General features: G+C 64.3%; 21 protein-coding genes and 2 pseudogenes. 17 read left to right on the forward strand and 6 right to left on the reverse strand.

The window, feature by feature from the left end; genetic code table 11:
* The first annotated feature begins 67 nt into the window (after window positions 1-67).
* From fadD5 to ACZI8Q_RS04050, 11 genes are all read left to right on the forward strand, one after another.
* Window positions 68-1,681: a fatty-acid--CoA ligase FadD5 gene (gene fadD5, locus ACZI8Q_RS04000; protein ID WP_463372198.1), complete on the forward strand. Its 1,614-nt coding sequence runs from the start codon at window positions 68-70 to the stop codon at window positions 1,679-1,681.
* Entirely contained in the window at window positions 1,682-2,491 is an 810-nt protein-coding gene (locus tag ACZI8Q_RS04005) for an ABC transporter permease (protein ID WP_463372199.1), read from the forward strand. It abuts the gene before it with no gap.
* Window positions 2,492-2,576: 85 nt separating this feature from the next.
* A complete protein-coding gene (locus tag ACZI8Q_RS04010; protein ID WP_463372242.1) occupies window positions 2,577-3,365 on the forward strand; it encodes an MlaE family ABC transporter permease in 789 nt (262 codons plus the stop codon).
* Window positions 3,362-4,627 carry an MCE family protein gene (locus ACZI8Q_RS04015; protein WP_463372200.1) on the forward strand — a complete coding sequence of 422 codons (1,266 nt, stop codon included), beginning with the start codon at window positions 3,362-3,364 and terminating at the stop codon, window positions 4,625-4,627. The genes ACZI8Q_RS04010 and ACZI8Q_RS04015 overlap by 4 nt, the downstream gene beginning before the upstream one ends.
* Window positions 4,617-5,678, forward strand: a complete 1,062-nt coding sequence (locus tag ACZI8Q_RS04020; RefSeq protein WP_463372201.1) for an MCE family protein — start codon at window positions 4,617-4,619, stop codon at window positions 5,676-5,678. Before ACZI8Q_RS04015 ends, ACZI8Q_RS04020 begins: the two co-directional genes overlap by 11 nt.
* Window positions 5,675-6,715, forward strand: a complete 1,041-nt coding sequence (locus ACZI8Q_RS04025; protein WP_463372202.1) for an MCE family protein — start codon at window positions 5,675-5,677, stop codon at window positions 6,713-6,715. The genes ACZI8Q_RS04020 and ACZI8Q_RS04025 overlap by 4 nt, the downstream gene beginning before the upstream one ends.
* 5 nt (window positions 6,716-6,720) lie before the next feature.
* A complete protein-coding gene (locus ACZI8Q_RS04030; RefSeq protein WP_463372203.1) occupies window positions 6,721-7,815 on the forward strand; it encodes an MCE family protein in 1,095 nt (364 codons plus the stop codon).
* Between the two features lie 2 nt (window positions 7,816-7,817).
* Window positions 7,818-8,849, forward strand: a complete 1,032-nt coding sequence (locus ACZI8Q_RS04035; RefSeq protein ID WP_463372204.1) for an MCE family protein — start codon at window positions 7,818-7,820, stop codon at window positions 8,847-8,849.
* Window positions 8,846-10,069, forward strand: coding sequence for an MCE family protein (locus ACZI8Q_RS04040; RefSeq protein ID WP_463372205.1), 1,224 nt, complete (start codon window positions 8,846-8,848; stop codon window positions 10,067-10,069). Before ACZI8Q_RS04035 ends, ACZI8Q_RS04040 begins: the two co-directional genes overlap by 4 nt.
* Window positions 10,053-10,577: a hypothetical protein gene (locus ACZI8Q_RS04045; RefSeq protein WP_463372206.1), complete on the forward strand. Its 525-nt coding sequence runs from the start codon at window positions 10,053-10,055 to the stop codon at window positions 10,575-10,577. The genes ACZI8Q_RS04040 and ACZI8Q_RS04045 overlap by 17 nt, the downstream gene beginning before the upstream one ends.
* The gene (locus tag ACZI8Q_RS04050) at window positions 10,574-11,389 is read left to right on the forward strand and encodes an oxygenase MpaB family protein (RefSeq protein ID WP_463372207.1); all 816 of its coding nucleotides are present in this window, start codon (window positions 10,574-10,576) and stop codon (window positions 11,387-11,389) included. The genes ACZI8Q_RS04045 and ACZI8Q_RS04050 overlap by 4 nt, the downstream gene beginning before the upstream one ends.
* A 28-nt stretch (window positions 11,390-11,417) precedes the next feature.
* Here ACZI8Q_RS04050 and ACZI8Q_RS04055 read toward each other — a convergent pair.
* From ACZI8Q_RS04055 to ACZI8Q_RS04065, 3 genes and pseudogenes are all read right to left on the reverse strand, one after another.
* A pseudogene (locus ACZI8Q_RS04055) lies at window positions 11,418-11,630 on the reverse strand (hypothetical protein); the annotation flags it as partial.
* A gap of 735 nt (window positions 11,631-12,365) precedes the next feature.
* Window positions 12,366-13,388, reverse strand: a pseudogene (locus ACZI8Q_RS04060) (ISL3 family transposase); the annotation flags it as partial.
* 373 nt (window positions 13,389-13,761) lie between these two features.
* The gene (locus tag ACZI8Q_RS04065) at window positions 13,762-13,986 is read right to left on the reverse strand and encodes a hypothetical protein (RefSeq protein ID WP_463372208.1); all 225 of its coding nucleotides are present in this window, start codon (window positions 13,984-13,986) and stop codon (window positions 13,762-13,764) included.
* 732 nt (window positions 13,987-14,718) lie between these two features.
* On the opposite strand from ACZI8Q_RS04065, the gene ACZI8Q_RS04070 reads away from it, so the two are divergent.
* Window positions 14,719-14,967 (forward strand): hypothetical protein, encoded by a 249-nt coding sequence (locus tag ACZI8Q_RS04070; protein WP_463372209.1) that lies wholly within the window; start codon window positions 14,719-14,721, stop codon window positions 14,965-14,967.
* Window positions 14,968-15,194: 227 nt separating this feature from the next.
* Here ACZI8Q_RS04070 and ACZI8Q_RS04075 read toward each other — a convergent pair whose 3' ends face one another.
* Window positions 15,195-15,596, reverse strand: a complete 402-nt coding sequence (locus ACZI8Q_RS04075; protein ID WP_463372210.1) for a hypothetical protein — start codon at window positions 15,594-15,596, stop codon at window positions 15,195-15,197.
* Between the two features lie 52 nt (window positions 15,597-15,648).
* Here ACZI8Q_RS04075 and ACZI8Q_RS04080 point away from each other — a divergent pair, with 52 nt between their 5' ends.
* Both ACZI8Q_RS04080 and ACZI8Q_RS04085 read left to right on the forward strand, forming a co-directional pair.
* Window positions 15,649-15,885 (forward strand): helix-turn-helix domain-containing protein, encoded by a 237-nt coding sequence (locus ACZI8Q_RS04080; protein ID WP_463372211.1) that lies wholly within the window; start codon window positions 15,649-15,651, stop codon window positions 15,883-15,885.
* Between the two features lie 407 nt (window positions 15,886-16,292).
* The gene (locus ACZI8Q_RS04085) at window positions 16,293-16,610 is read left to right on the forward strand and encodes a transposase (protein WP_463372212.1); all 318 of its coding nucleotides are present in this window, start codon (window positions 16,293-16,295) and stop codon (window positions 16,608-16,610) included.
* Between the two features lie 23 nt (window positions 16,611-16,633).
* Here ACZI8Q_RS04085 and ACZI8Q_RS04090 read toward each other — a convergent pair whose 3' ends face one another.
* Window positions 16,634-17,269, reverse strand: a complete 636-nt coding sequence (locus tag ACZI8Q_RS04090) for a TetR/AcrR family transcriptional regulator (protein ID WP_463372213.1) — start codon at window positions 17,267-17,269, stop codon at window positions 16,634-16,636.
* Window positions 17,270-17,498: 229 nt separating this feature from the next.
* Between ACZI8Q_RS04090 and ACZI8Q_RS04095 the strand changes: the two genes are divergently transcribed.
* Genes ACZI8Q_RS04095 through ACZI8Q_RS04105 form a run of 3 tightly spaced genes read left to right on the forward strand, consistent with a single transcriptional unit; the run spans window position 17,499 to window position 19,891 of the window.
* A complete protein-coding gene (locus tag ACZI8Q_RS04095; protein WP_463372214.1) occupies window positions 17,499-18,173 on the forward strand; it encodes a type 1 glutamine amidotransferase domain-containing protein in 675 nt (224 codons plus the stop codon).
* Between the two features lie 57 nt (window positions 18,174-18,230).
* Window positions 18,231-19,454: an MFS transporter gene (locus tag ACZI8Q_RS04100; RefSeq protein WP_463372215.1), complete on the forward strand. Its 1,224-nt coding sequence runs from the start codon at window positions 18,231-18,233 to the stop codon at window positions 19,452-19,454.
* Window positions 19,451-19,891, forward strand: a complete 441-nt coding sequence (locus tag ACZI8Q_RS04105; RefSeq protein WP_463372216.1) for a VOC family protein — start codon at window positions 19,451-19,453, stop codon at window positions 19,889-19,891. Before ACZI8Q_RS04100 ends, ACZI8Q_RS04105 begins: the two co-directional genes overlap by 4 nt.
* A 40-nt stretch (window positions 19,892-19,931) precedes the next feature.
* On the opposite strand, the gene ACZI8Q_RS04110 is transcribed toward ACZI8Q_RS04105, so the two are convergent.
* Window positions 19,932-21,035: a glycosyltransferase gene (locus ACZI8Q_RS04110; protein WP_463372243.1), complete on the reverse strand. Its 1,104-nt coding sequence runs from the start codon at window positions 21,033-21,035 to the stop codon at window positions 19,932-19,934.
* Between the last annotated feature and the right edge of the window lie 112 nt (window positions 21,036-21,147).

Below are 21,147 nucleotides of genomic sequence, written 5' to 3' on the forward strand. Positions count from 1 at the left end.
TGTAATACTCGTCACACAGTTCACGGCGGGAAGTAGAACCCGGCCGAGACCGCGAGAAGGGACCAACATGTCGTCGAATTCAGGGAAGGCGGTTCTCGATCCGTCGTCCGAACCGCTGCGCTCGCGCCGTAATCACTGGAACAACCAGGTAGCGGCTCACGCGCTGATGAAGCCGGATCACGTGGCTCTCCGGTTCCGGGGCGAGTCCACCACCTGGGCGGAGCTTGCAGCTCGCACGCAGCGGTTGGCAGACGCGTTCGGCCGCAGGGGGGTCGAATACGGCGACCGGGTGCTGATAGTCATGCTCAATCGTCCGGAGTATCTGGAGACGGTTCTGGCGATAAACCTGCTCGGTGGCATTGCGGTTCCGGTCAACTTCCGTATGACCCCGCCCGAGATCGCGTTCCTCGTCGAGGACAGCGGCGCGCGAACCGTGGTGACGGAGGCGGCCCTGGCTCCGGTGGTGGCCAAGGTGCGCGAGACCGTCACAACGCTCGAGTCCACCATCGTGGTCGGCGGTGAAACCGATGCCGGCGCAAAAACCTTCGCTTTCGACGACCTGCTCGTCGACAGCGGCGATGCGGTGCACAAACCCGATATCCCGGACGACACCCCGGCACTCATCATGTATACGTCCGGAACCACCGGGCGCCCCAAGGGGGCGGTCCTCTCCCATGCGAACCTGCAGGCTCAGTCGCTCACCTGTATCCGTGCGCTGAGGTTGCAGTCCGGAGACGAGATCGGGTTCTGTGCATCACCGATGTTCCACATCGCGGCGCTCGGCAGCATCGCACCGTCGCTCGTTCTCGGGCTTACTACGGTGATCCACCCGACCGGGGCATTCGATCCGGGCGAATTGCTCGACGTGCTCGAGGCAGAGAAGGTGACCACCCTTTTCCTCGTGCCCGTCCAGTGGCAGGCAGTCTGTGCCGCCCAGGACGCGAAACCCAGAAAACTTGCGCTGCGCGTCATTTCGTGGGGCGCCGCACCGGCGTCGGACACAGTACTGCGAGCCATGACGGCCACCTTCCCGGATGCACAGAACGTGGCGGTGTTCGGGCAGACCGAGATGTCCCCGATCACCTGCGTGCTCGACGGCGAGGATGCGCTTCGGAAGCTGGGATCGGTCGGCAAAGTGATCCCGACGATCCAAGCCCGTGTAGTGGACGACGAGGGAAACGACGTCGAACCGGGAACCATCGGCGAAATCGTCTACCGCGGGCCCACTCTGATGGCGGGGTACTGGCAGAACGCGCAGGCAACCTCCGATTCCTTCACGGGCGGATGGTTTCACTCGGGTGACCTGGTGCGCGTCGACGACGAAGGATTCGTGTTCGTGGTCGATCGTAAGAAGGACATGATCATCTCGGGCGGAGAGAACATCTACTGCGCCGAGGTCGAGAACGTTCTCTACGGCCACCCGTCGTTCGCGGAAGTGGCGGTGATCGGCAGGCCCGATCGAAAGTGGGGTGAGGTTCCGGTCGCGGTGGTGGCGGTGAAACCGGAGGCGCAGGAGCCCGCCCTCGACGAGGTGCTCTCGTGGCTGGGCGAGCACCTGGCACGTTTCAAGCATCCCAAGGACATCCTGTTCGTTGATGCCCTGCCACGCAACGCGAGCGGCAAGGTCGTCAAGGGGGCGCTGCGACAGACCTATGGATCGCCTGCCGATGTCGGCGCCTGAATGACTTTCGAACTGCCGGCGGCCAAGGGGCCGGTACGAGACCTCGCCAACCAGGTCGGCGGCCTGGTCGGGTTCTCGCTCGGCGCGGCGTACCGGACGGCGAGTGTCCTGGTCTGCCGACGCCTGTCGGTACAGGAGACGGTGACGCAGACACTGTTCATCGCCAAGGTATGCAGTGGGCCCGCCCTGCTGTTGATGCTCCCCATCGGTGTGCTCATCGCAGTGTCGGTCGGTTCGCTCGCCGGGCAACTCGGCGCGGGCGGCTATTCGGGTGCAGTGGTCGCCTTCGTCGTGGTCGGTCAGGCCGCGGCGCTCGTGTGTGCGCTCATGCTCGCCGGGGTCGGCGGATCGGCGATCTGTGCGGACCTCGGATCACGAACCATCAGGGAGGAGATCGAGGCGATGGAGGTGATGGGCCTCGATGTGGTCGAACGCCTGGTCGTTCCGCGGCTCATCGCCTCGGTGATCGTTTCTCTGATTCTCTGTGCACTCGTCACCCTCGTCGGCGTCAGCGCATGTCTGCTGTTCGAGGTGTACGTGCAGCACCAGTCGTCGGGTGCCTTTCTTGCGACCCTCAGCGAATACGGCCGGCTGTCGGATTTCGCAACGGCAATGGTCAAGTCGGTGTGTTTCGCCATCACTTCCGCGTTGATCGCCTCGTTCAAGGGATTGCACGCCAAGGGTGGTCCAAGCGGTGTCGCCGACGCGGTCAACGAGGCGGTCGTACTGGCGTTCGTGATGGTGTTCGTCGTCAATACCGTGCTCTCGCAGCTGTACACGGTGATCGTGCCGACAGTGGGAGCGTACTGATGGGCCGGGTGTGCCGATGATCGGACTGGCGAACGTAGAACGAGTGCGGATTCTCGGCCGCCCATTCGTTGCGGTCGGCCGCAGCATGGAAGAGGTAGGAATCCATGTCACGTTCGCGGTGTCCACGGTCGCGTCCGTACCGTTCGCCGTGAAGCGCTACTGGCGGCAGATTCTGAAACAGATCGGCGAGGTCAGTTTCGGGTATGCATCCCTGCTCGCGGGCGGCGGGACCCTCGGTATCGTGTTCGCGATGTCCGCGGTTGCCGCGATGATGGTGGGCGTCGAGACCTATCGCGGTCTCGATCTGATCGGCATGACGTCGCTGTCGGGAATGCTGTCCGCCCTCGCGAACACCCGTGAGCTCGCGCCTGTCGTAGCGAGCATCGCACTGGCTGCCAAGGTGGGAACCGGGTTCACCGCGCAGTTGGGGGCCATGCGAATTTCCGACGAGATCGATGCGCTCGACGCGATGGCTGTTCGCTCCATCCCCTTCCTTGCCGCCACGCGTCTCGTCGCCTCCGTGGTGTGCATCGTCCCGCTCTACATGGTCGGGCTCCTGGCTGCGTTCATCGCTACTCGCGTCGTGATCGTGAACTTCAGCGGAAGCTCCGGCGGAACCTACGACTACTACTTTCACCTCGCCCTCGGCCCCAGCGACTTGCTGTACTCGTTGACGAAGGCAGTCGTCTTCGCCGTCGTCATTGCGCTCGTCCACTGTTCCTACGGTTTTCATGCGGCGGGAGGGCCCGAGGGGGTGGGGCGCGCTGCCGGCCGGGCGTTGCGCACCAGCATCCTCGCGATCGGTGTCATCGACGTGATTCTCACGTTCGCACTGTGGGGTCTGGTGCCGTCGGTGCCAGGGGTGGCGACATGAGGCGCATACGATTCGCCACCCGAGGCGGCCCGTCGCGGCGCATATCGACCCTGCGTGGGCTGGCGGCGACGGTGGTCGCTGTGGTGGTGGGCGGGTTGCTCGTCGCCCATGGCGCCGGCGCATTCGACGACGACCCGGAGGTGTTCGCGGAGCTTCCGGCAGCGGCGGGGCTCGTTACGGGTACGCCGCCGGTCCGGTATCGAGGTGTCAGCGTGGGAGAAGTTGTCGACATCGACAGCGGGACCGAGCTCTCGCGCGCCACCCTGAGACTGGCCGCCGAGCAGATCACGCGAATCCCGTCTTCCGTTGTCGTCCGGGTGGTTCCACGCACGCTGTTCGGCGACGTCTACCTGGATCTGGTCGTGCCGGAAGGTGCTCCGGTGCCGACTTCCCGGTTACAGCCGGGCGACGAACTTTCCGTGGACACTTCGGACGAAGCAGTGCAGTTGTATTCGCTGTACTCCGAGGTGAGCAGGCTGCTCGATCGGCTCGAACCGCAGAAGGCTCAACAAGCCCTGACCGCGTTGAGTACCGCATTGGAGGGGCGCGGGGACGATGTCGGACGGATGATCGACCGGTCCGTTGCGGTGACCCAAGCGCTGAGTCCGCTGGTCGAATCGTCGCTCGCGAGCGCCGGCCAGGTCGCCGACATCGCCGAGGACATCTCGGCGGCCACGCCGGACATGCTCGCCGGCATCGGCGCAGCGACGAGTGTCACGCGGGCAGTACTCGAGCGCGAAGACAGTTTCCGATCGATTCTCGACGCGTCGATCGGGCTCACCGATTCGGGACGGGTCTTCCTGCAGGACAATGCGGAACGCATCATCACCGTCACCCGAAACGGGGATCGCATCCTCGACACCGTCGCGCAGGGCAGGGCCGGACTGTCGCGCTCTCTCGAAGAACTCGACACCTTCGGGGCGAAGGGTGCGCGCATCTTCTCCACTGGCAAGTTCAGCATCACCGCGGTTCCGAGCTTTGCGGACCCCATGCCGTACACGGCGGCGGATTGTCCGCGCTACCCCGGTATGGCTGGGGCGAACTGCGGAAACGCGGTGGTGGGTGCAAGCCAAGCCGAACGTGAAGCCCTGTCGAGTGTGGAGCGGGCAGCGGTGGGGGCAGAGGCAGAGGCAGAGACAGAGACAGAGGTCGGGGTCGGGGCCGGTGCCGATCCTGCGGCACACTCCGGCCCGAATCCGGCCACCACCATACTGCTCGCACCGCTGCTACGGGGCACGGAGGTGAGTATCCGTGGGGAATAGGGGTGCGCGAACCACCGCGAGAAGCAGTAGCCTGCGCGGACAGTTGCTGCGTTTGTCGCTGCTCGTGGCCGCTGGGCTGCTCGCCACGACGGTGGTGGCGAACACCCTTTCCGTTCCGGTGTCCGGGTCCACCGACAGCTACTCGGCCAGATTCACCGATGTCGAAGGATTGGCACCCGGCAACGATGTGACACTGGCCGGGGTGCGCGTGGGGCGGGTCGAGTCAGTGCAGTTCACCCCCGCCGGTGCCGGGGGCGGACGTGCAGAGGCTCTCGTCGAGTTCGAGATCGAAGCGGACCGTATCCTCGATGCGAAGGTGGAGGCCGCAATTCGCTACGGCGACATGCTCGGTGTGCGATACCTGGCGCTGTCCGCACCGGAATCGTCTGGTGGTGGCGCGCTGCGTCCGGGCGCGACCATCCCCACCTCGCGAACCACACCGCCTGTCGATCTGACTGCACTGATGAACGGGTTCGAACCATTGTTCGAGGCCATCGATCCGGCGGACGTGAACGAGCTCGCTCGGACCGTGGTCGGCGCGTTCGAAGGGCAGGGCAACACCATCGAATCGTTGCTCGTGCGGGTTGCGGAGGTGGCGGCCAACCTCGCGGACCACGAGGCCGTGTTCACGCAGTTGGTGGCAAACCTCGATGCCGTGCTCGGTAGCGTGAACGAACGCGGTGCCCAGGTGGAGCGGTTGATCGCCGGACTCACCGATCTGAGTGCCACGGCGGCGGAGCGCAACGGCCAACTGATCGCACTACTCGACGACGGCAGTTCGGCGGTGAGTGCCGCAGTAGCGATGATGCAGAAATCGCTGGACCCGATGAATCGCAGTATCGACCAATTGAATGCCACAACCGAATCGTGGATTCCGAACACCGCGACGTTCAACGCCTCGATGACGGAACTACCTCGATTCGCAGGCGCCATCAACCGCATCGGCGACTACGGCGGTTGGCTCAACCTCTACATGTGCAACTTCACGTTCAAAGCCGGTGAGGCCGAGGCCAACATCTTCGGCACTGCGCACTCGCAGGTGTGCCGATGAGGATCCTTCGAACGCTGCGCGACATGGTCGTCGACCCTCGCAGAAGCCAGATGAACCCCCTATTCCTCGGCGCCTTCGGCATCGTCCTGGTCGCGGCCGTGCTGGTGGCGGCAGTGGCGTTGCCTCGCGGCTGGTACATCTTCAGAACAGGGGAGTATGCGGCCGAGTTCGCGAACGCTGCAGGTCTTTCCACCGCAGATCCGGTGTACGTCGCGGGCGTACCGGCGGGACGGGTGGAGAGCGTGGATCTCGACGGCGATCACGTCACGGTGACGTTCCGCCTCGACAAGGATCAACCGCTCGGTGACGAGACCACGGCGTCGATCAAATTCCGCACGGTCCTCGGCAAGCTCTATCTCGACATCCGGCCCGGTGGTGACGGGCCGGTCGGCCATGGTTCGGACGGCGACGACCGCACCATTCCGCTATCCCGCACCACCGTTCCCTACAGCCTCGACGAGATCGCGACAGACACGCAGCGCACCGCGACCGAACTGGATGTGCCTGGACTCGAGGAGATGATGAGAACCCTGAACAACGTGCTGCCCGATTCGAGCGCCACGAAGGACGCACTCGCAGGCGTCAGCGCGGTCGCAGGAACGATCTCGCGAAACGACGACAGAATCACGCAGTTGCTGAACACCTCGCGAAGCTTGTCGGACATGGTTGCCGGTCAGACGGATTCGTTGGTGGCGCTGCTCGACAATGCCAACATCGTGTTGGGGACGATCGCGAACCGGCGGGACGCACTGCTGCGGTTGGCAGAAGACCTCAAGGTTCTCGTGGCCCAGGCTTCACAGTTTTTGGTGGAGAACGACGATTCGCTCGACCGGTTACTGACCAATGTGCGGTCCGTGATGGGTACCTTGCGGGAGAACGCCGACAACATCGACGCGTTGATGACCAGGTTGCCGCCTGCTCTTCGTGCCGCGACGGACGCGTCCGGGAACGGCACCTGGATGGACGTGTCGGCGCCCGCTGGCCCGGTTGCGGACAACCTGCTGTGTGTGCTTCAGGTTATGCAGGACTGCAGGTGATGGCGATGAATCAGCTCGGCCTCCGCCGTACGGTCGTACGTATTCTGAGCGGCCTGTGCGTGCTGGCCATGGTGATCGCAGGCTGCCTGTACGTGTTCGGAGGCAATGGAAACAAGCGGGTCATCGCCGATTTCGCCTATGTGAACGGCATATTCGAGGGCAGCAAGGTGTCGGTTCTCGGAGTTCCGGTCGGAACTGTCGAATCGGTGGAGCCTGCCGGCACGGTCGTGCGGGTGGTGATGACGGTTCCCGATGATCTGACGCTGCCCGCCGACGTGCAGTCGTTCGTGATGAATCCGTCCGTCATCAGCGACCGGTCGATCGAATTGAGTCCGGCGTACACCGGGGGGCCGCAGTTGCGGGCAGATGCCGTGATCCCCGTCGAACGCAATCATTCGCCCATCAACTGGGACGAACTCATGTCCAGCATCGATACCCTTGCCGGCGCATTGGGCCCGGAGGGAGGGAACATCGGTGCCACCGTCTCGGCCACCGCACGATCGGTGGAAGGCCTCGGCCCGCAGATGCGGACGGCGATCCGGAACCTCTCGCAGGCCACCTCGGTGATTGCGGGCAGCGGCGACGACATCGGTGCGCTCGTCGACAACCTGGACCGAGTGGTGGCGGCGTTCGCGGAGCGGCAGGAGACAGTCGACGCGGTCGCAACATCGATGGCGCAGATAGGCGATGCCATGAACTCCCCGGAATTCGAGATCGGCGCCACCATCAGTGAATTGACCGTGTTGTTCGATCAGATCGACACACTCGTGCGGGAACGAGGAGGGGATATCGGAGCGGTGCTCGCCGACACCCGTGCCGTCACCGATCAGTTCGCCGTTCACAACGCAGACTTCGCCGAGTTGCTGGATCTGGTGCCGCTCCTCATGCAGAACATCGATCGGCTCATCACGCCGGACGAGAGGGCGCGAATCCGGTTGAACGTGTCGACAACTCTCACCCAGCTCGACGTGTCGAGACCGTTGTGCGAGCGCTACGTCATTCCCCTGTGCGCCGGAGCGGGCATGACCAATCCCATCTCGGTCCCGATCAGCGCTTCGGACCCGCTGGGGCTGGCGACTCTCATGTTGGGAGGTGGATGACGGTGAATCGAACGTTGATATGTGTCGCGGTGTGCTGCGGCCTGTTCCTCACGGCCGGCTGCGGGATCGGGCTGCAAGATCTGCCGGTCGGACGGACGGCCGACGGTGACGACTATCGGGTGACCGTCGAACTGCCCTCGGCAGACAATCTGGAGTTGGGAGCGGAGGTGCGCCTGGGACAACAAGTGATCGGACGCATCCACGACCTCGAGACCGACGGGCGCAGCGCCAGTGTCGGTTTGAGCCTGTCGAGCGCTGTGGACGTGCCTGCGAACGTCCGCGCCCGCGTGGAACTGCCCTCTGCACTCGGTAAACCGTTCATCAGGTTTCTCCCGCCTTCGGAGCCTTCGACAGTCTCGTTGACCGACGGCGCGGTCATATCGCCGGAACGTGCCGAGGTAGGACCACAGATCGAATCCACGTTGGCGGCCTTGGGCGTGGTGTTGAACGGGAGTGGACTCGACCAGTTGGGCACCGTTGTCGAGGAGACGAATCGTGCGTTCGGCGGGCGAGGCGAGCAAGTCCGGTATCTCACCGACAGTCTCGAACGGACGCTGTCGACGGTCGCAGCACATGAGGACGACCTGAACAGGGCGCTCGTCGCGGCGAACAACGTGTCGGAGGCGTTGGCGCAGCAGAGTGCGGTCCTCGAGGAGGGGCTCGACGCGATGAGTCCCACGGTGCAACTGCTCGTCGAGCAGCGTGACCGGATCACCGCGCTGGTCGGGAGCACCACCACACTCGTCGACAACGCGGAATCGATCCTCGATTCGACGAGCGGGCGGATCGCGAACAGCCTCGAGAACACCGTGCAGGTGCTGGGTGCGCTGGAAGGGTTCAACACGGAAGTGACGCCCGCACTCACCAACATGAACGCGTTCCTGCGTGGTTTCACAGGTGCCGTGCACGGCGACTATCTGGTGTTCGACGGAGCTCTGGACGTGCCCGGCTCCATCGCGAAACTCCTCACGGGAGGCAGACCGGAAACTGTTGTACCCGATCTCGAATCCCTGCTGCGCGGAGGTGTGCGATGAAACGTGCCGTCTGGGTGCAAATGGTGATGTTCCTCGTGATCGCTGTCGCCGCGGTGTCGTTCGGAGCCTGGTATGTCGTCGGTCCACAGACTCTGGGCGGAGCGATCCATGTCCGTGCGCACATGTCCGACGGGCACGGACTGACCGCCGGAAGTGCGGTGACGTATCGAGGCGTTCAGGTGGGCCGGATCGAGGCGGTGTCGGTGGCGCCGGACGGCGACGGTGCAGACCTGAGCATCGCATTGAATCCTGGTACTCGCATACCGGTGGGCAGCCCCGCGAAAGTGACGATGGCGAGCGCCCTGGGGATCCAGTCGTTGGATATCGTCCCCACCACGGGCGAAGGTCCGTTTCTCGTGGACGGCGGATCGCTCGTCGTCCGGGAGGAGGACCAGCCCACGGAATTGGCTGATCTGCTGGTTCGAATGTCCGACCTGATCTCCACGATCGATCCCGAATCGGTCAGTACCCTCTCCGAGACATTCGGGACGGCGCTGGACGGTGCGGGGCCGCAGATACAACAACTCATCGATGACGCCGGACGGCTCGTCGATATGCTGTCCACTCGTACACCCGCCGTCGCACGGATCGTGGAGAACGGGCTGCCGTTGCTCGAAACGCTGGCCGACCACAGTGATGCGATTCCGCGGTCGGCGCATGCATTCCGCAACGTGTCCGAGCAACTCGCTGCGAACGAGCCGTCGCTCGTCTACCTGATGGATCGATCACCTGAGGCTCTTGCGAGGGTGCAGCACCTGTTCGACACCAACCGCGACAACTTCGGCGGTCTACTCACCAACCTCGTGACCGTGTCGGGAACTCTCGACGACCGTCGGCCTGCGCTCGCTGCCGGACTCGAATCGATTCCGGCGGCACTGACGTCCCTGGGCTCGGTGGTGCACGGTGATCGCGCCGACTTCACTCTCGTCGGCACCCAGGGCCCGGTCTGCTATTACGACACGCCGCGGCGCGGTGTGGGCGACGAGAGCCCACGCGAACCGAACTTGTCGTTGTACTGCCCGCCGGGTGAGGAACTGGAGCAACGTGGTTCGCAAAATGCGCCGCGTCCCAATGATCTGGGACTCAGCGGCGCAACCACGCCGGGCAAGGTCACAGGCCCGCCCATGGTCGAGGATCCTGTCCTCATCCCTACGGGAGTGGAGGCACTGAATTACTGGAAGCGACTCCTGGAAGGAATCCGCAATGGCACTCTCGAGTGACGCGAACGCCGGGAAGCCCCCGGACGGCAGAAAGTCACTGCGTCGCGCAGTAGTGATGCTGGCCGTGGCGTCGTTGGTGCTCGCCGGTGTCGCGGGGTTCTTCGGGTACGAGTACTACCGGCACCAGCAGTTGGAAGATCTGCGCATGAGCGCATTGGACGCGGCGACCCAGTACACGATCGATCTCGCTACCTACGACTACGAGCAGCCCAACGCGAACCTGGACACGGTTGTGGCGCAGTCCACCTCGGAATTCGGCGAGAAGTATCGGGGTGTCGCGTCCGATCTGCAGAGCATTCTGGCGGAGGGAAAGGGCACCGCGATCGGCTCGGTTCCGTATGCGGGCCTGGTCTCACTCGATGACGAGAAGGCGGTGGTCGCTGTGTTCCTCGATCAAGAAGTGCACAACGTGATGGTCCCCGAGGGTCGCACGGACGCGAGCCGCATGGTCATCACGCTCGAGCGCTCGGACGATCGTTGGCTACTCGCAAGTGCGGACGCGAAATGACGGATCTGGGTATCAGGGACCTCTCGGCAGAGCCGGTGCTGCTCGGTGCAGGTGGGCGGGCAATCCTGTTGCAGGTGGCGAACCCGGGTGTGGGGCACGGGGTGGCCGAACACAGCGACTTCGCGTATCGGGCACTGGACCGACTCCAGGCCACGATGACCTACATCCTCATGGTGGCGCAGGGGACCGACGAGGAACGCGACCGCGCGGTCCGCGCGGTGAACCGGGCGCACGGACCGGTGCATTCCGGGGATGGTGCATCCGTTCCGTACAACGCATTCGATCCCGAGCTGCAACTCTGGGTGGCCGCAACTCTGTACGACAGCGCGGTTCACCTGTACGAGATGGTCTTCGGAGTGCTGTCCGAGGAAGATGCTGACCGGGTGTACCGCGAATATGCGGTGCTGGGCACGGCGTTGCAAGTACCCGAAGACCGGTGGCCGGCCGACAGGGCAGCCTTCCGCCGGTACTGGGATGAGCAGATCGAGTGCTTCGTGGTGGACTCCGCGGCTCGGCGGATTGCGCGTGATCTGTTCCGGCCGAAGGTCGCGCCGTTCTACCTTCGGATGTTGTTACCCGCCTACCGTGTGGTGACGACGGCCTTGCTGCCGCAGCAACTGCGGGAGCCGTTCGGATTGCCGTGGGATGCTCGGCGACAACGCGGATTCGACGCGTTCATGGCGGTGGTCCGGTTCGTGTACCCGAAGGTGCCCAAGCGAGTGCGTCGGCTACCGACGGACGTGGCCATGTGGGACATGCGGCGTCGTGCGGGCCTCGCGCAGTATCGGATGCCCACTCAGCGATCGTCGTGAACGAGCGCGTACCGGCGGCGACGGCACAGATCCCGATGACGAGCAGTCCGGCGAACCCGTGCCGCACACCCCGGCGATCACGTGGGTCGGGCACCGACGCAGGCACCTGAAGCAGCGTGGCATCGGCACCGGAAGGGAGAGGGCCGAGCGTGTCGAGGTGGAGGGCAAGGGGCAAGATGGGTGAAGATGACGGGGCGGGCACGGACGGGCACCTGTGACTGGGCGGTGTAGGAACCTTCATGATCTTCAGTTCGACCGTGCCCGCACCCGACAAGCGTCACCTTGGCGTGTCGCGCAACAAACCCTCAGGTCACAGTGTCATCAAACGACTTTGCCTCAGCTCTGGTGGGGAAGTTACCCAGATAAGGGTTACTCAATGATCCCGATGAGGAAGCGTCGTCAGGCGGTGACCGATCGTGAATAGCCTCAGTTCGAGTGACCGGCCGGTACGGTCGACGGCTCGCGCCATTGCGCTCTACGTCGCGATCAGCCTGGTGGCGGGCGTGCTTACCGCCTGGACGATCCACAGCACCGTCAGTCGGTCATGGCACGATTGCGGTGTAGCTGGACCCGGCGAGGGCATCACATTACTGCTGCTTTGGGTGCCGAATGCTCTCGTGGTCGCGCTGTGGTGGGGCACTCTTCTGACGACCAGTAGACGCTATCGAGGCAGGGTGCCTGAGATCGCCCGCATCGCCGCGACTTTCGCCTTGTGCTTGCTCGGCTCACTCGGACTTCTGTGGTTCATGATGTTCTGGCTACATGATCCCGGCCAGGCTGCCCGGATGCCAATATGCTCACCGGGGAATATTCCACCCTGGTGGCCGACTTGGCTGCCGGTTTAACCTCGATCTTTCGTGGGTCCCGCGTGCGGCCTCAGGGCCTCGGCAAAGTCGCATTTTGGCAGTAGTTTGATGGGGTGTTGGGGGTCTCTTGCGTTGTGACGCAGGGCTTTTGCGGCTCTTCCGAGTTAGCGCGCGGCGGTCAACTTCTGAAACAACTTCGCCCGTTGCTCATCGGTCAGCCGCTCGGCGGCCCGCAGCAGTCGGCGGCGGTTGATTCATTCGACGTCGCTCTTGCGGCCACGGCGGCCCCGTTGTGCCTGGGTGGCCCGTCGGCGGACGGTGTCGGCCATCTCGTTGGCTTTCTTGACCAGGTGAAACCGGTCGACGACCAGCTGCGCGTGCGGTAGCGCGTCGCGCACCGCCTTCGCGTAGACCGCGGACATGTCGATCGCGACATGAGTGATGCCGGCCTTCCACCGGTCGTCGCGCTCGCCGAACCAGTCGGTGACCACCCCCGAGGTGCGGCCGTTGACCTGTGCCAACAGACCCTGATTGCCGGTGGGGGCACCTCCCTGCACGGAGTGCTTGGGGGAATGTCGACCAGGCCGGTGTCCCACCGATCCACCCACGATCGTGTGCCGGTCTCCGGGCAGGTTTCCCATTTCGCCTTCCCCCGCCGGGTTTCGTCGATACCCAACACAAGCACGGGCTCGGTTCGGCGGCCAGCACCGGATCGGCGGTGACGACCACGGCACGGTGACAGGTGTTCCAGGTGCAGCCATACGCAGCAGCGACCGCCTTCACCGAGCAGTCGTCGTCGAGCACGGCGAGCGCCATCTCCGTCTTCGCTCGAGCTGTCACCCGCGCCCTGGGTGGGATCTGCGGTACCGATTCGGTGAAACTCTTCCGATCGCAGGAACTGTTTATGCACAGCCACTTCCGTTTGTGCCAGGCCATCAGCGGGCGGCCGGGACCGATCTTGATATCGCGTGGCCGGGTGACCACCCACCCCTTCGACCGCGTCGAGACGACCGCACACTTCGGGCATACGCCCACCCACTCCGGGGCGGTCGCAATGTGGACGGTGCGGGTTCCATCGTCAAGGACCTGGACGGACTCGACGGTGATGCCGTCGAGACCGAGCAGGCGTGAACTATCGTGGGGCATGCTCGCACCTTTGCTGCTGCTGGATGCGTAGAGAACACCCAGTTCACAAGGGCGCGAGCCTCAATCAATCACCGACACGATCCCGATCGGTCACACCAGACCCCCAACAAGTCGGAAGAGCCGAGTAACCCCTCCGGGACCGTGTGACATGCGCGGCGCTCGGGACACGACGACTCCGAGGGGCCACAACGCCTCATCTCCGGCACAACACCGCTTCCCCCGGCAGTCGCCGCGACCGAGGCGATGCGCACCGGAGGTCCGAAACAAGAATGCTCCGGCCCCACGGGGGTGGGCACCGGAGCAGGCGCAGCCGGGGGATCCGAGGGGATCGATGTGGCGGCGCAAGCGCACACGGTATGGCACCACCACAGCAGGATCCAGTCAGCTGAACAACGACAACAGCCCACCCGCGTCGACGATCTACTCCGCCAGCGGCGACGGATCCACCCACGGCGTCGTCCAGCGGGCCGGATCCCGCGATTGGCGCGCCTGCTCGACCAGCCGTCGGCTCTCCTGCTCGACCAGTTCCTGTGCGCGGGTCACCAGCTGGTACACCTCGTCGGTCACCTGCGAGTACAGCTCTTCGGTCAGTACGCGTGAGCCTTCCCGCTCCCGCTCCCACGCCTGCCGGATCGCCGAAACCACGGTCTCGTAGTCCGGCGTCGGGGCCGCTACGTCGTGGTCACCCTGGGCTGTATCAGGTTTCGGGTGGCGTGGTGTCGGTCTTCTTCAGGTGCCCGTACAGGGTGGTGCGGTGCACGCCGAGGAGTCTGCCGATCTGGGCAACGGCGTGTTCGCCGGCGTCGTAGAGGCGTTAGCTGCCGACTGGATCGAACAGTGTCGGGAGCGGCTGGAGTGGTGCGGGTCATACCGTGTCGGGGTGGGGCGCTACGGTCGCCGGCCAAACCGGGGGAGAGGAGATCAGTCGTTGGTGGCGGCAGAGAACCTGGGTGTTCATTGTGACAGGATTCACTAGCGTGATATTTGCACGTCCTGACCTGGTCGTTACCGAACGGCCTAACGACCGGGGGACGGACCTCAGCGCTTGTCGCAGGGACTGCAGATGGCCAGGCTCGACGTCATGACGATCACAGTGCTCCTCGCCGCCCTCCCCGTCCTTCTCTGCTCCATCGGCCATGCCGCCGCGGGGGGGGGGGGGGGGGGGGGCCCCCCCCCCCCCCCCCCCCCCCCCCCCCCCCCCCCGCGGCCGGCCCCACGGGGGCCCCCCCCCGGAGGGGGGGGGGGGGGGGGCCCCCCCCCCCCCCCCCCCCGCCGCGCCGACGCGATCATCGTGCTCCGGACCATCGTGCGACCGCGACAGGGAGATTCGTGATGACCGCCTCACGGACGCTGATGCTGATGAGGTCCCCCTCCCGAATGCGCGTGCTAGCACACGCGCATTCCGCAGGCCGGATCACGCGGTACGCACTCGCCCGCAAGGCCGCCAGCTCCTCGACACGCGCTGCCATCACGCGGATGGAGATGGAGATCGATGACCTCGTGCGCCTCGATCTCCTCTGGATGGCACCGGATGATCGCGGTCATCGCTTCGTCGGCGCGACAGGTTCAGGACGGACCGCTCTCATACGTGCGCGACACCGACTCCGTCTGCTGACGGGTGAGTAAATGGTCAGGTCCTTTTGGCGGCGTGTCGATAACAAGTTTGTGTCCAGACCGACGTATGAGGAACTCGCCGAACTGGATTCCGGTAGCAGATGACGGAGCAGGTCGATGCGCTATCCATGGTTCCTGTCACCGAGGGGTTGTGGAGGCACTGGCCTGGTAATCCGCCGATTCTGCCGCCCATTGCTACGGGAACCCCATCGTCGAGCACGGTTGCGGCCCTGGTCTCGTCAGTGCATCACGCCTCGTGCTCCGACATTGCGAGACGCCTCGGGATACGCGTACCGGTACGCATCGACGACGCCTTGCAGTTGGTGTTCGGGCCGGCTGGCGGCGCGCATGGTCGCGTTCGGGTGATGCGGTACGCGAGCGTCGATCGACGGCGCCGCCGACATCGCGTTGGCACCGCGGGTCCACACGTCGTCGACGACCATCACCGACCGGCCCGTCACATCGGCGGTGACCTCGAACCGTGTCGGATCGATCCGATGTTGTGCGACATCGACCGCGGTCCGGCGCAGCAACCCGGTGGCCCTGCCGTGGTTCCACGGCGCGTCCGCGATCATCGCCGCGAGGGGATGCCGGGTGCCGACGCGGTCACCGGAACCTCGCCAGGATGCCCAGTCGTTCACGGCGGGGAGGAATGGCGTCGAACATGTCGGACCCTTCTGTTGTGATGCTGGGGTGAGAACCGCATACAAGGTCCGGGCGCACCCGGACACCGAACAGGCGACGCTGCTGCGCCGCACGTTCGGCTGCGTGCGCCCGGTGTGGAACAGGACCCTCGCCGACCGGCAACGCCGGTTCACCACCGAACAGAAATCCACCTCGTACAAGGAAACCGACGCGGCGCTGGCCGCGTGGATGAAAACCGACGAACTGACGTTCCTGTCCGAGGTGTCGAGCGTGCAGCTGCAATAGACGCTGCGGCACCAGCACACCGCATTCCAGGAGTTCTTCACCGGCACCGCGAAGTACCCCCGGTTCAAGAACCGGCACGGACGGCAGTCGGCGCACTTCACCCGCTCGGCGTTCCGCATCAAGGCGGACGGACTCTGGCTGGCGAAGACCACCGCACCACTTCGGATTGTGTGGTCCTGGCCGGACATCGACCTCACCACCCTCGATCCGACGATGGTGATCGTCTCCTGCGAGCCGGACGGACGACGGTTCGTGACGTTCGCTGTCGACCAGCCCGACCCGGCGTCGCTGCCGGAGACCGGCGAGTCGGTCGGCGTGGACCTCGGCATCAAGGACTTCGCGGTGCTGTCTACCGGGGAACGCCGCCCGAATCCGAAGCACATGGCCCGCCACGAACGCGGTCTGCGATGCCCTGCGACAACTACGGCACGAACAAGACCCCTGCGGTCCGCAAATGGCTTGCGGCGCATCCACGTTTCCACATGCATTTCACCCCGACCAGCTCGAGTTGGATGAATCAGGTCGAACGTTGGTTCGCGGAAGTCACCCGCGAACTACTCCACCGCGGCCACCACACCAGCGTTCAATCCCTCGAGCGAGACATCCGCGGTTGGGTCGCGGCGTGGAACGAGGATCCCAAGCCGTTCATCTGGACCAAGACGGCCGAGGAGATCCTAGAATCCCTCGGACGACTACTTAAACGAATTAACGGCGTGGGACACTAGTTGATCGAATCGGGCTGACCGGATCAATCGGCATCGTCGGGGATGCGCTCGGACGGGCTTGACTGGTTCATCAGTGGCCAGATGAGGTCGACGAGCTTGTCCGCATAGTCGGTATCGGGACGGTCGTGTAGTACCAGGAATCGGTAGTAGATCGCACCCCACACTATGTCCATCAGCGTGTCCAAATCGACGTCGGACCTTACCTGGCCTGTGGCAGTTCCGCGGTTGAGCACCTCGCGCGTTGCTTCACGGCGCGCCTGGACGAACTGCTCTGCAAGAGATGTGGCCAGAGGTTGGTCGAATCGACTTTCGGAGACCAGGTCCAGGTACGCCGCGCCGGCTTCGCTGCGAAAGTAGTCGACCACGCCTCGCGCTTCGTCGAGAACGTCCTGCTTGGTCTCCCCGGCATGTCCGAAGTCTGGATAAGACCCGTCGATGGAGTTCACGGCGTCAAACAACAGCGCTGCCTTGTTGGGCCACCACCGGTAGATGGTGGTCTTTCCAACGCCCGCCCGAAGTGCCACAGAGTCGAGGGTCAGGTGCCGAAAACCGACCTCACGTAGTTCGTCGTAGGACGCTTTCAAGATCGCGGAGCGAGCCTTCTCGCTCCGTGGCCGTCCTCGCCGCCCAGCCGAAGTAGCTGTTTTTCTGCTGTTCATGCGCCGCTCCCTCGTCTCGTGTTGACATAAACGATATGTCACGTAGCGTTATTCGCGTAAGCGGGTCCCAGGGTTGGGTATTCGCCGAAGATGGGGTCAATGGGGGGATTCGTATCTGCTTTTCGTCGAGCGCCTTCTCGCCTACCGGATGAACCGAGCGGCCCTGCTCCCTTCATCGACGACAACTCTCAAACCACTGGATCTGTCAACAAGTAACAGAGGGGCTCACATGACCAAGAAAGTTCTGTTCGCGCTCACCAATCACGACCAGCTCGGCGATACTGGACGTCGCACCGGCGCTTACGCACCCGAATTCGCCTATCCAGCAGAGGTGTTCGAGCGTGAGGGATTCGACATCGCCTTCGTTTCCGTGAGCGGGGGAGATGTACCGCTCGACGGAATCGAGGACGGCGATACCATCACCCATAGGTTCCTGAGCCGTGACGATGTACAACGTTCGCTGAAGAGCACGCCCACCCCGAGCGACCTCGACGCCAGCGAGTACGACGTCATCTACTACGCCGGCGGTCACGGAACGATGTGGGACTTTCGGGACTGCGCACCATTGGCAGCGCTCGCGGCGGCGATCTATGAGAACGGCGGAATCGTCGCGGGCGTATGCCACGGACCCGCGGGTCTGGTGAACATCAAACTGTCCGACGGTCAGTACCTCGTCGACGGTAAGGGAGTCTCGTCCTTCACGAACGAAGAAGAGGCAGCGGTAGGTCTGAGTGAGACCGTGCCATTCCTGCTCGAAGACGCTCTCGAGGAACGGGGCGCCAGGCACACCAAGGCAGAGAATTTCGCCGAGTACGCCGTCGCCGACGGTCGGCTGATCACAGGCCAGAATCCCGCATCGGCTGCAAAGGTCGCAGAGTTGACAGTAAGTGCACTCAGTGGCTGACGACCGAATTGTCCCTCGCCCCAGTGCCCAGGGCACTCACGGAAGGTTCCACCGCGCATGACCGCGACCACTTCCTCACCCCCCAGCGACACGGAATCTCAACAATCATTTCCCTTGGGAAAACTGATTGTCCTCGCGGTCGCCGGAGTCATGACCATGCTCACTGAAACCGTGCCGGCAGGTTTGCTCTCGACCATCGGCGACGATCTCGTCACCAGCCCATCCCTGACCGGGCAGTTGCTTACCGCATACGCTGCGGCCTCGACTCTTGCGGCGATCCCATTGGTGGTCGTGACCGCCAAATCGTCCCGCAAAACGCTGATTATCGTAACCATTGTCTGCGTTGCGGCCGCCAATCTCGTTACCGCGATCTCGCCGGAACTGTGGGTAGCGATTACCGCCCGCGTCGTCGGTGGGGCTGGCGCGGCCCTACAGTGGGCTCTGTTAGCAGGATTCGCAATGCGACTGGTCGCTCCAGCACGGCAAGGGCGTGCACTGTCGATCTCCATGGCCGGGATTCCACTCGCCCTGGCAGTCGGCGTGCCACTCGGTGCGGCGTTGGGCGACTTGACCTCGTGGCGATCGGTATTCGCGGGGATGGCTGTTGTCGGCGTGTTACTGGCAGCGTCTGCTGCGGCCCTCCTTCCCGACCAATCCGCCCAGGCGGCAGCCACAACATCACTCACGCGGACTCTCGAGATTCCAGGCCTAGTACCAGTACTGTTGTGCGCCGGAGCCTTCCAGCTCGGCCACATGAATCTGTACACTTACGTCGCCCCTCTTCTCACCGGAAAGGGTGGGGGGCTTCCAGTGAGCGCTTTCCTTCTGATCTTGGGCGTTTCGGCAGTGGTGGGACTGTTCCTGACCGGGATTCGTATCGATCGCGCCCTCGCTGGAGTGACATTCGCCGCGATGGGACTGTTCGCTGCCGGCATGCTTGTTGTTGCAGTGAGCGGGTCATCACCGGCACTCGTCGCTGCGGCGATCGTGTGGGGCCTCGGGCTCGGCGCCGCCCCAACAGCATTTCAAACGGCATGCGCCCGTGTGGCCGGACCATTGGTGGACCGGGCGCAGTCCATGCTCGTCACCATCTTCAACGCTGGCATGGCGCTCGGATCAGCGATCGGCGGATTGATGCTCGCGCGTACCGGCAACCCTGACGTCCTGGCCTGGGTCTCATGCATCGTGTTCGTCGCCGTTGTTGTGTTGCTCGCGGCAACGCGACAGCGTTCGCTTCCTGCCAGCGCCGCTGAACTGGTGAGCGAGGAGACGAAACTGTGACCGAATCCGAGGTGAACGACCTACGGGAGTCCAGCTTTTATCATGTGTGCTTCACGGTTCCCGACCTGTCAGAAGCGATGATGGAACTATCGGAGCTGGTCGGGGTGACGTGGGGTGAACCCACCCGGTCCAGGTTGGGTCCATGGCCCTACGAGCTGGTGTTCTCCGCCCAGCAGCCGTACATCGAGTTGGTCAGTAGCGTCGAAGGCTCACCCTGGTACTCCGAGACGCCGGGATTTCATCATCTCGGATGGTGGTCGAACTGCTTGGATCGGACTCTGGCGGACTGGTCCGACCGCGGCACCGACCTGTTCTTCGATGGCCGCGACCACGGTCGCCGCTTCGGATACGTCGACGCCCCTGCCTCCGGAGTGCGGCTCGAAGCCGTGGACGTGGCGCAACGTGCTGGGTTCTTGGATCGCTGGCGTACCGACTGAAGATCCCAAGACGTAACCTCGGGGTCTCGCGCTCTCATTTCTATTGAACTGCGCCGAACACGTCCAACATCCCGTCGACGGATGCGTCCCAACCGAATTGCTCGGCTCTCGACCTGGACGACTGGCGTCGGGCGGGCAGTTCGAGGACGCTGCTGACGGCGTCCGCGAACGCGGCCCCATGGTTGTGTGCCACCGCACCGCAGTCCGAGGTGATGATTTCCGTCAACGCCGACGACCGCGAAGCGATCACGGGGGTTCCGGCGGCCAGCGACTCCAGCGCAGAAAGACAGAAGGTTTCGTGCGGTCCGGGAGCGAGCGAGACGTCGGCGGAAGCGAAGAGTGATGCCAGTGTGTCCTTGTCGTCGATGAACCCGGTGAAGTGGACCGGTAGCCCTTGCGCCCGGTGTTGCAGGCTCTGGCGTCGTGGCCCGTCACCGGCGATGACGAGACGGGTGTCGTGGCCCTGGCGAATCAGGCGACGCAGCGTGTCGATGCTGCGGTCCACCTGCTTCTCGACCGACAGGCGACCACAGTGCAACAGCAGGTGTTGCGACGGGTCCGCGTATTCACTGCGCAGGGAATGGTCGTGCTTGACCGGATGGAACATGGTCAGGTCCACGCCCAGCGGGACACGGAACAGGTTCGGTGCGCCGATACGGGTGAACTCGTCGCCGGCGAACTCGGTGGTGCAGATCACGGCGTCGTACTGCTGCGCCATCCGCCGATTCGCGATATCCGCCCAGGTCCGCGCCACCGGGCGTGGGGTGACCTGGCCGATGAGCCGGTCCAATCGCTCGTGCGACACGACCACGCTCCGGATGCCACGTCGGGCAGCCCACCTGCCGAAGCCGCGGAGCGTGAGCCGGTCGGATACCTCGAGCACGTCCGGCCGCAGCCCCGCCACGACGTCCGCAACCCGCCGGGGATCGATCACGCGGTAACCACCGGTGGCGGGGAGGGTCGGCGCGCGGCGGGTGATGCGCAGGACCCCACTGGGCATCTGCTCCTCGGCGTCCTGGTTCCCGGGAACGACGAGTATCACCTCGTGCCCGCGTGCGACGTATCCGGCGCCCCAGTTGTGCAGGGCGGTTCGCAATCCGCCGGATCGGGGGCCGTAGAAGTTCGCGAGTTGGACGATGCGCACACGGTCCATAGGGGCCCGTGTCGATGGCAGGCGGCGCAACTCGGTGCGTCGCCGCAGTGAACTCCGGGCCAACCCTCACCGTCTCCGGTGTCCGTTTCGGGCAGCTAGGACC

Source organism: Rhodococcus quanlei, from assembly GCF_055231015.1.

Bases quoted from the DNA above. Each gene is read 5' to 3' on its own strand.
- fadD5 (WP_463372198.1), top strand. From the start codon at position 68: ATGTCGTCGAATTCAGGGAAGGCGGTTCTCGATCCGTCGTCCGAACCG.
- ACZI8Q_RS04005 (WP_463372199.1), top strand. From the start codon at position 1,682: ATGACTTTCGAACTGCCGGCGGCCAAGGGGCCGGTACGAGACCTCGCC.
- ACZI8Q_RS04010 (WP_463372242.1), top strand. From the start codon at position 2,577: ATGGAAGAGGTAGGAATCCATGTCACGTTCGCGGTGTCCACGGTCGCG.
- ACZI8Q_RS04015 (WP_463372200.1), top strand. From the start codon at position 3,362: ATGAGGCGCATACGATTCGCCACCCGAGGCGGCCCGTCGCGGCGCATA.
- ACZI8Q_RS04025 (WP_463372202.1), top strand. From the start codon at position 5,675: ATGAGGATCCTTCGAACGCTGCGCGACATGGTCGTCGACCCTCGCAGA.
- ACZI8Q_RS04030 (WP_463372203.1), top strand. From the start codon at position 6,721: ATGAATCAGCTCGGCCTCCGCCGTACGGTCGTACGTATTCTGAGCGGC.
- ACZI8Q_RS04040 (WP_463372205.1), top strand. From the start codon at position 8,846: ATGAAACGTGCCGTCTGGGTGCAAATGGTGATGTTCCTCGTGATCGCT.
- ACZI8Q_RS04045 (WP_463372206.1), top strand. From the start codon at position 10,053: ATGGCACTCTCGAGTGACGCGAACGCCGGGAAGCCCCCGGACGGCAGA.
- ACZI8Q_RS04050 (WP_463372207.1), top strand. From the start codon at position 10,574: ATGACGGATCTGGGTATCAGGGACCTCTCGGCAGAGCCGGTGCTGCTC.
- ACZI8Q_RS04070 (WP_463372209.1), top strand. From the start codon at position 14,719: ATGCGCGTGCTAGCACACGCGCATTCCGCAGGCCGGATCACGCGGTAC.
- ACZI8Q_RS04085 (WP_463372212.1), top strand. From the start codon at position 16,293: ATGCCCTGCGACAACTACGGCACGAACAAGACCCCTGCGGTCCGCAAA.
- ACZI8Q_RS04090 (WP_463372213.1), bottom strand. From the start codon at position 17,269: ATGAACAGCAGAAAAACAGCTACTTCGGCTGGGCGGCGAGGACGGCCA.
- ACZI8Q_RS04095 (WP_463372214.1), top strand. From the start codon at position 17,499: ATGACCAAGAAAGTTCTGTTCGCGCTCACCAATCACGACCAGCTCGGC.
- ACZI8Q_RS04100 (WP_463372215.1), top strand. From the start codon at position 18,231: ATGACCGCGACCACTTCCTCACCCCCCAGCGACACGGAATCTCAACAA.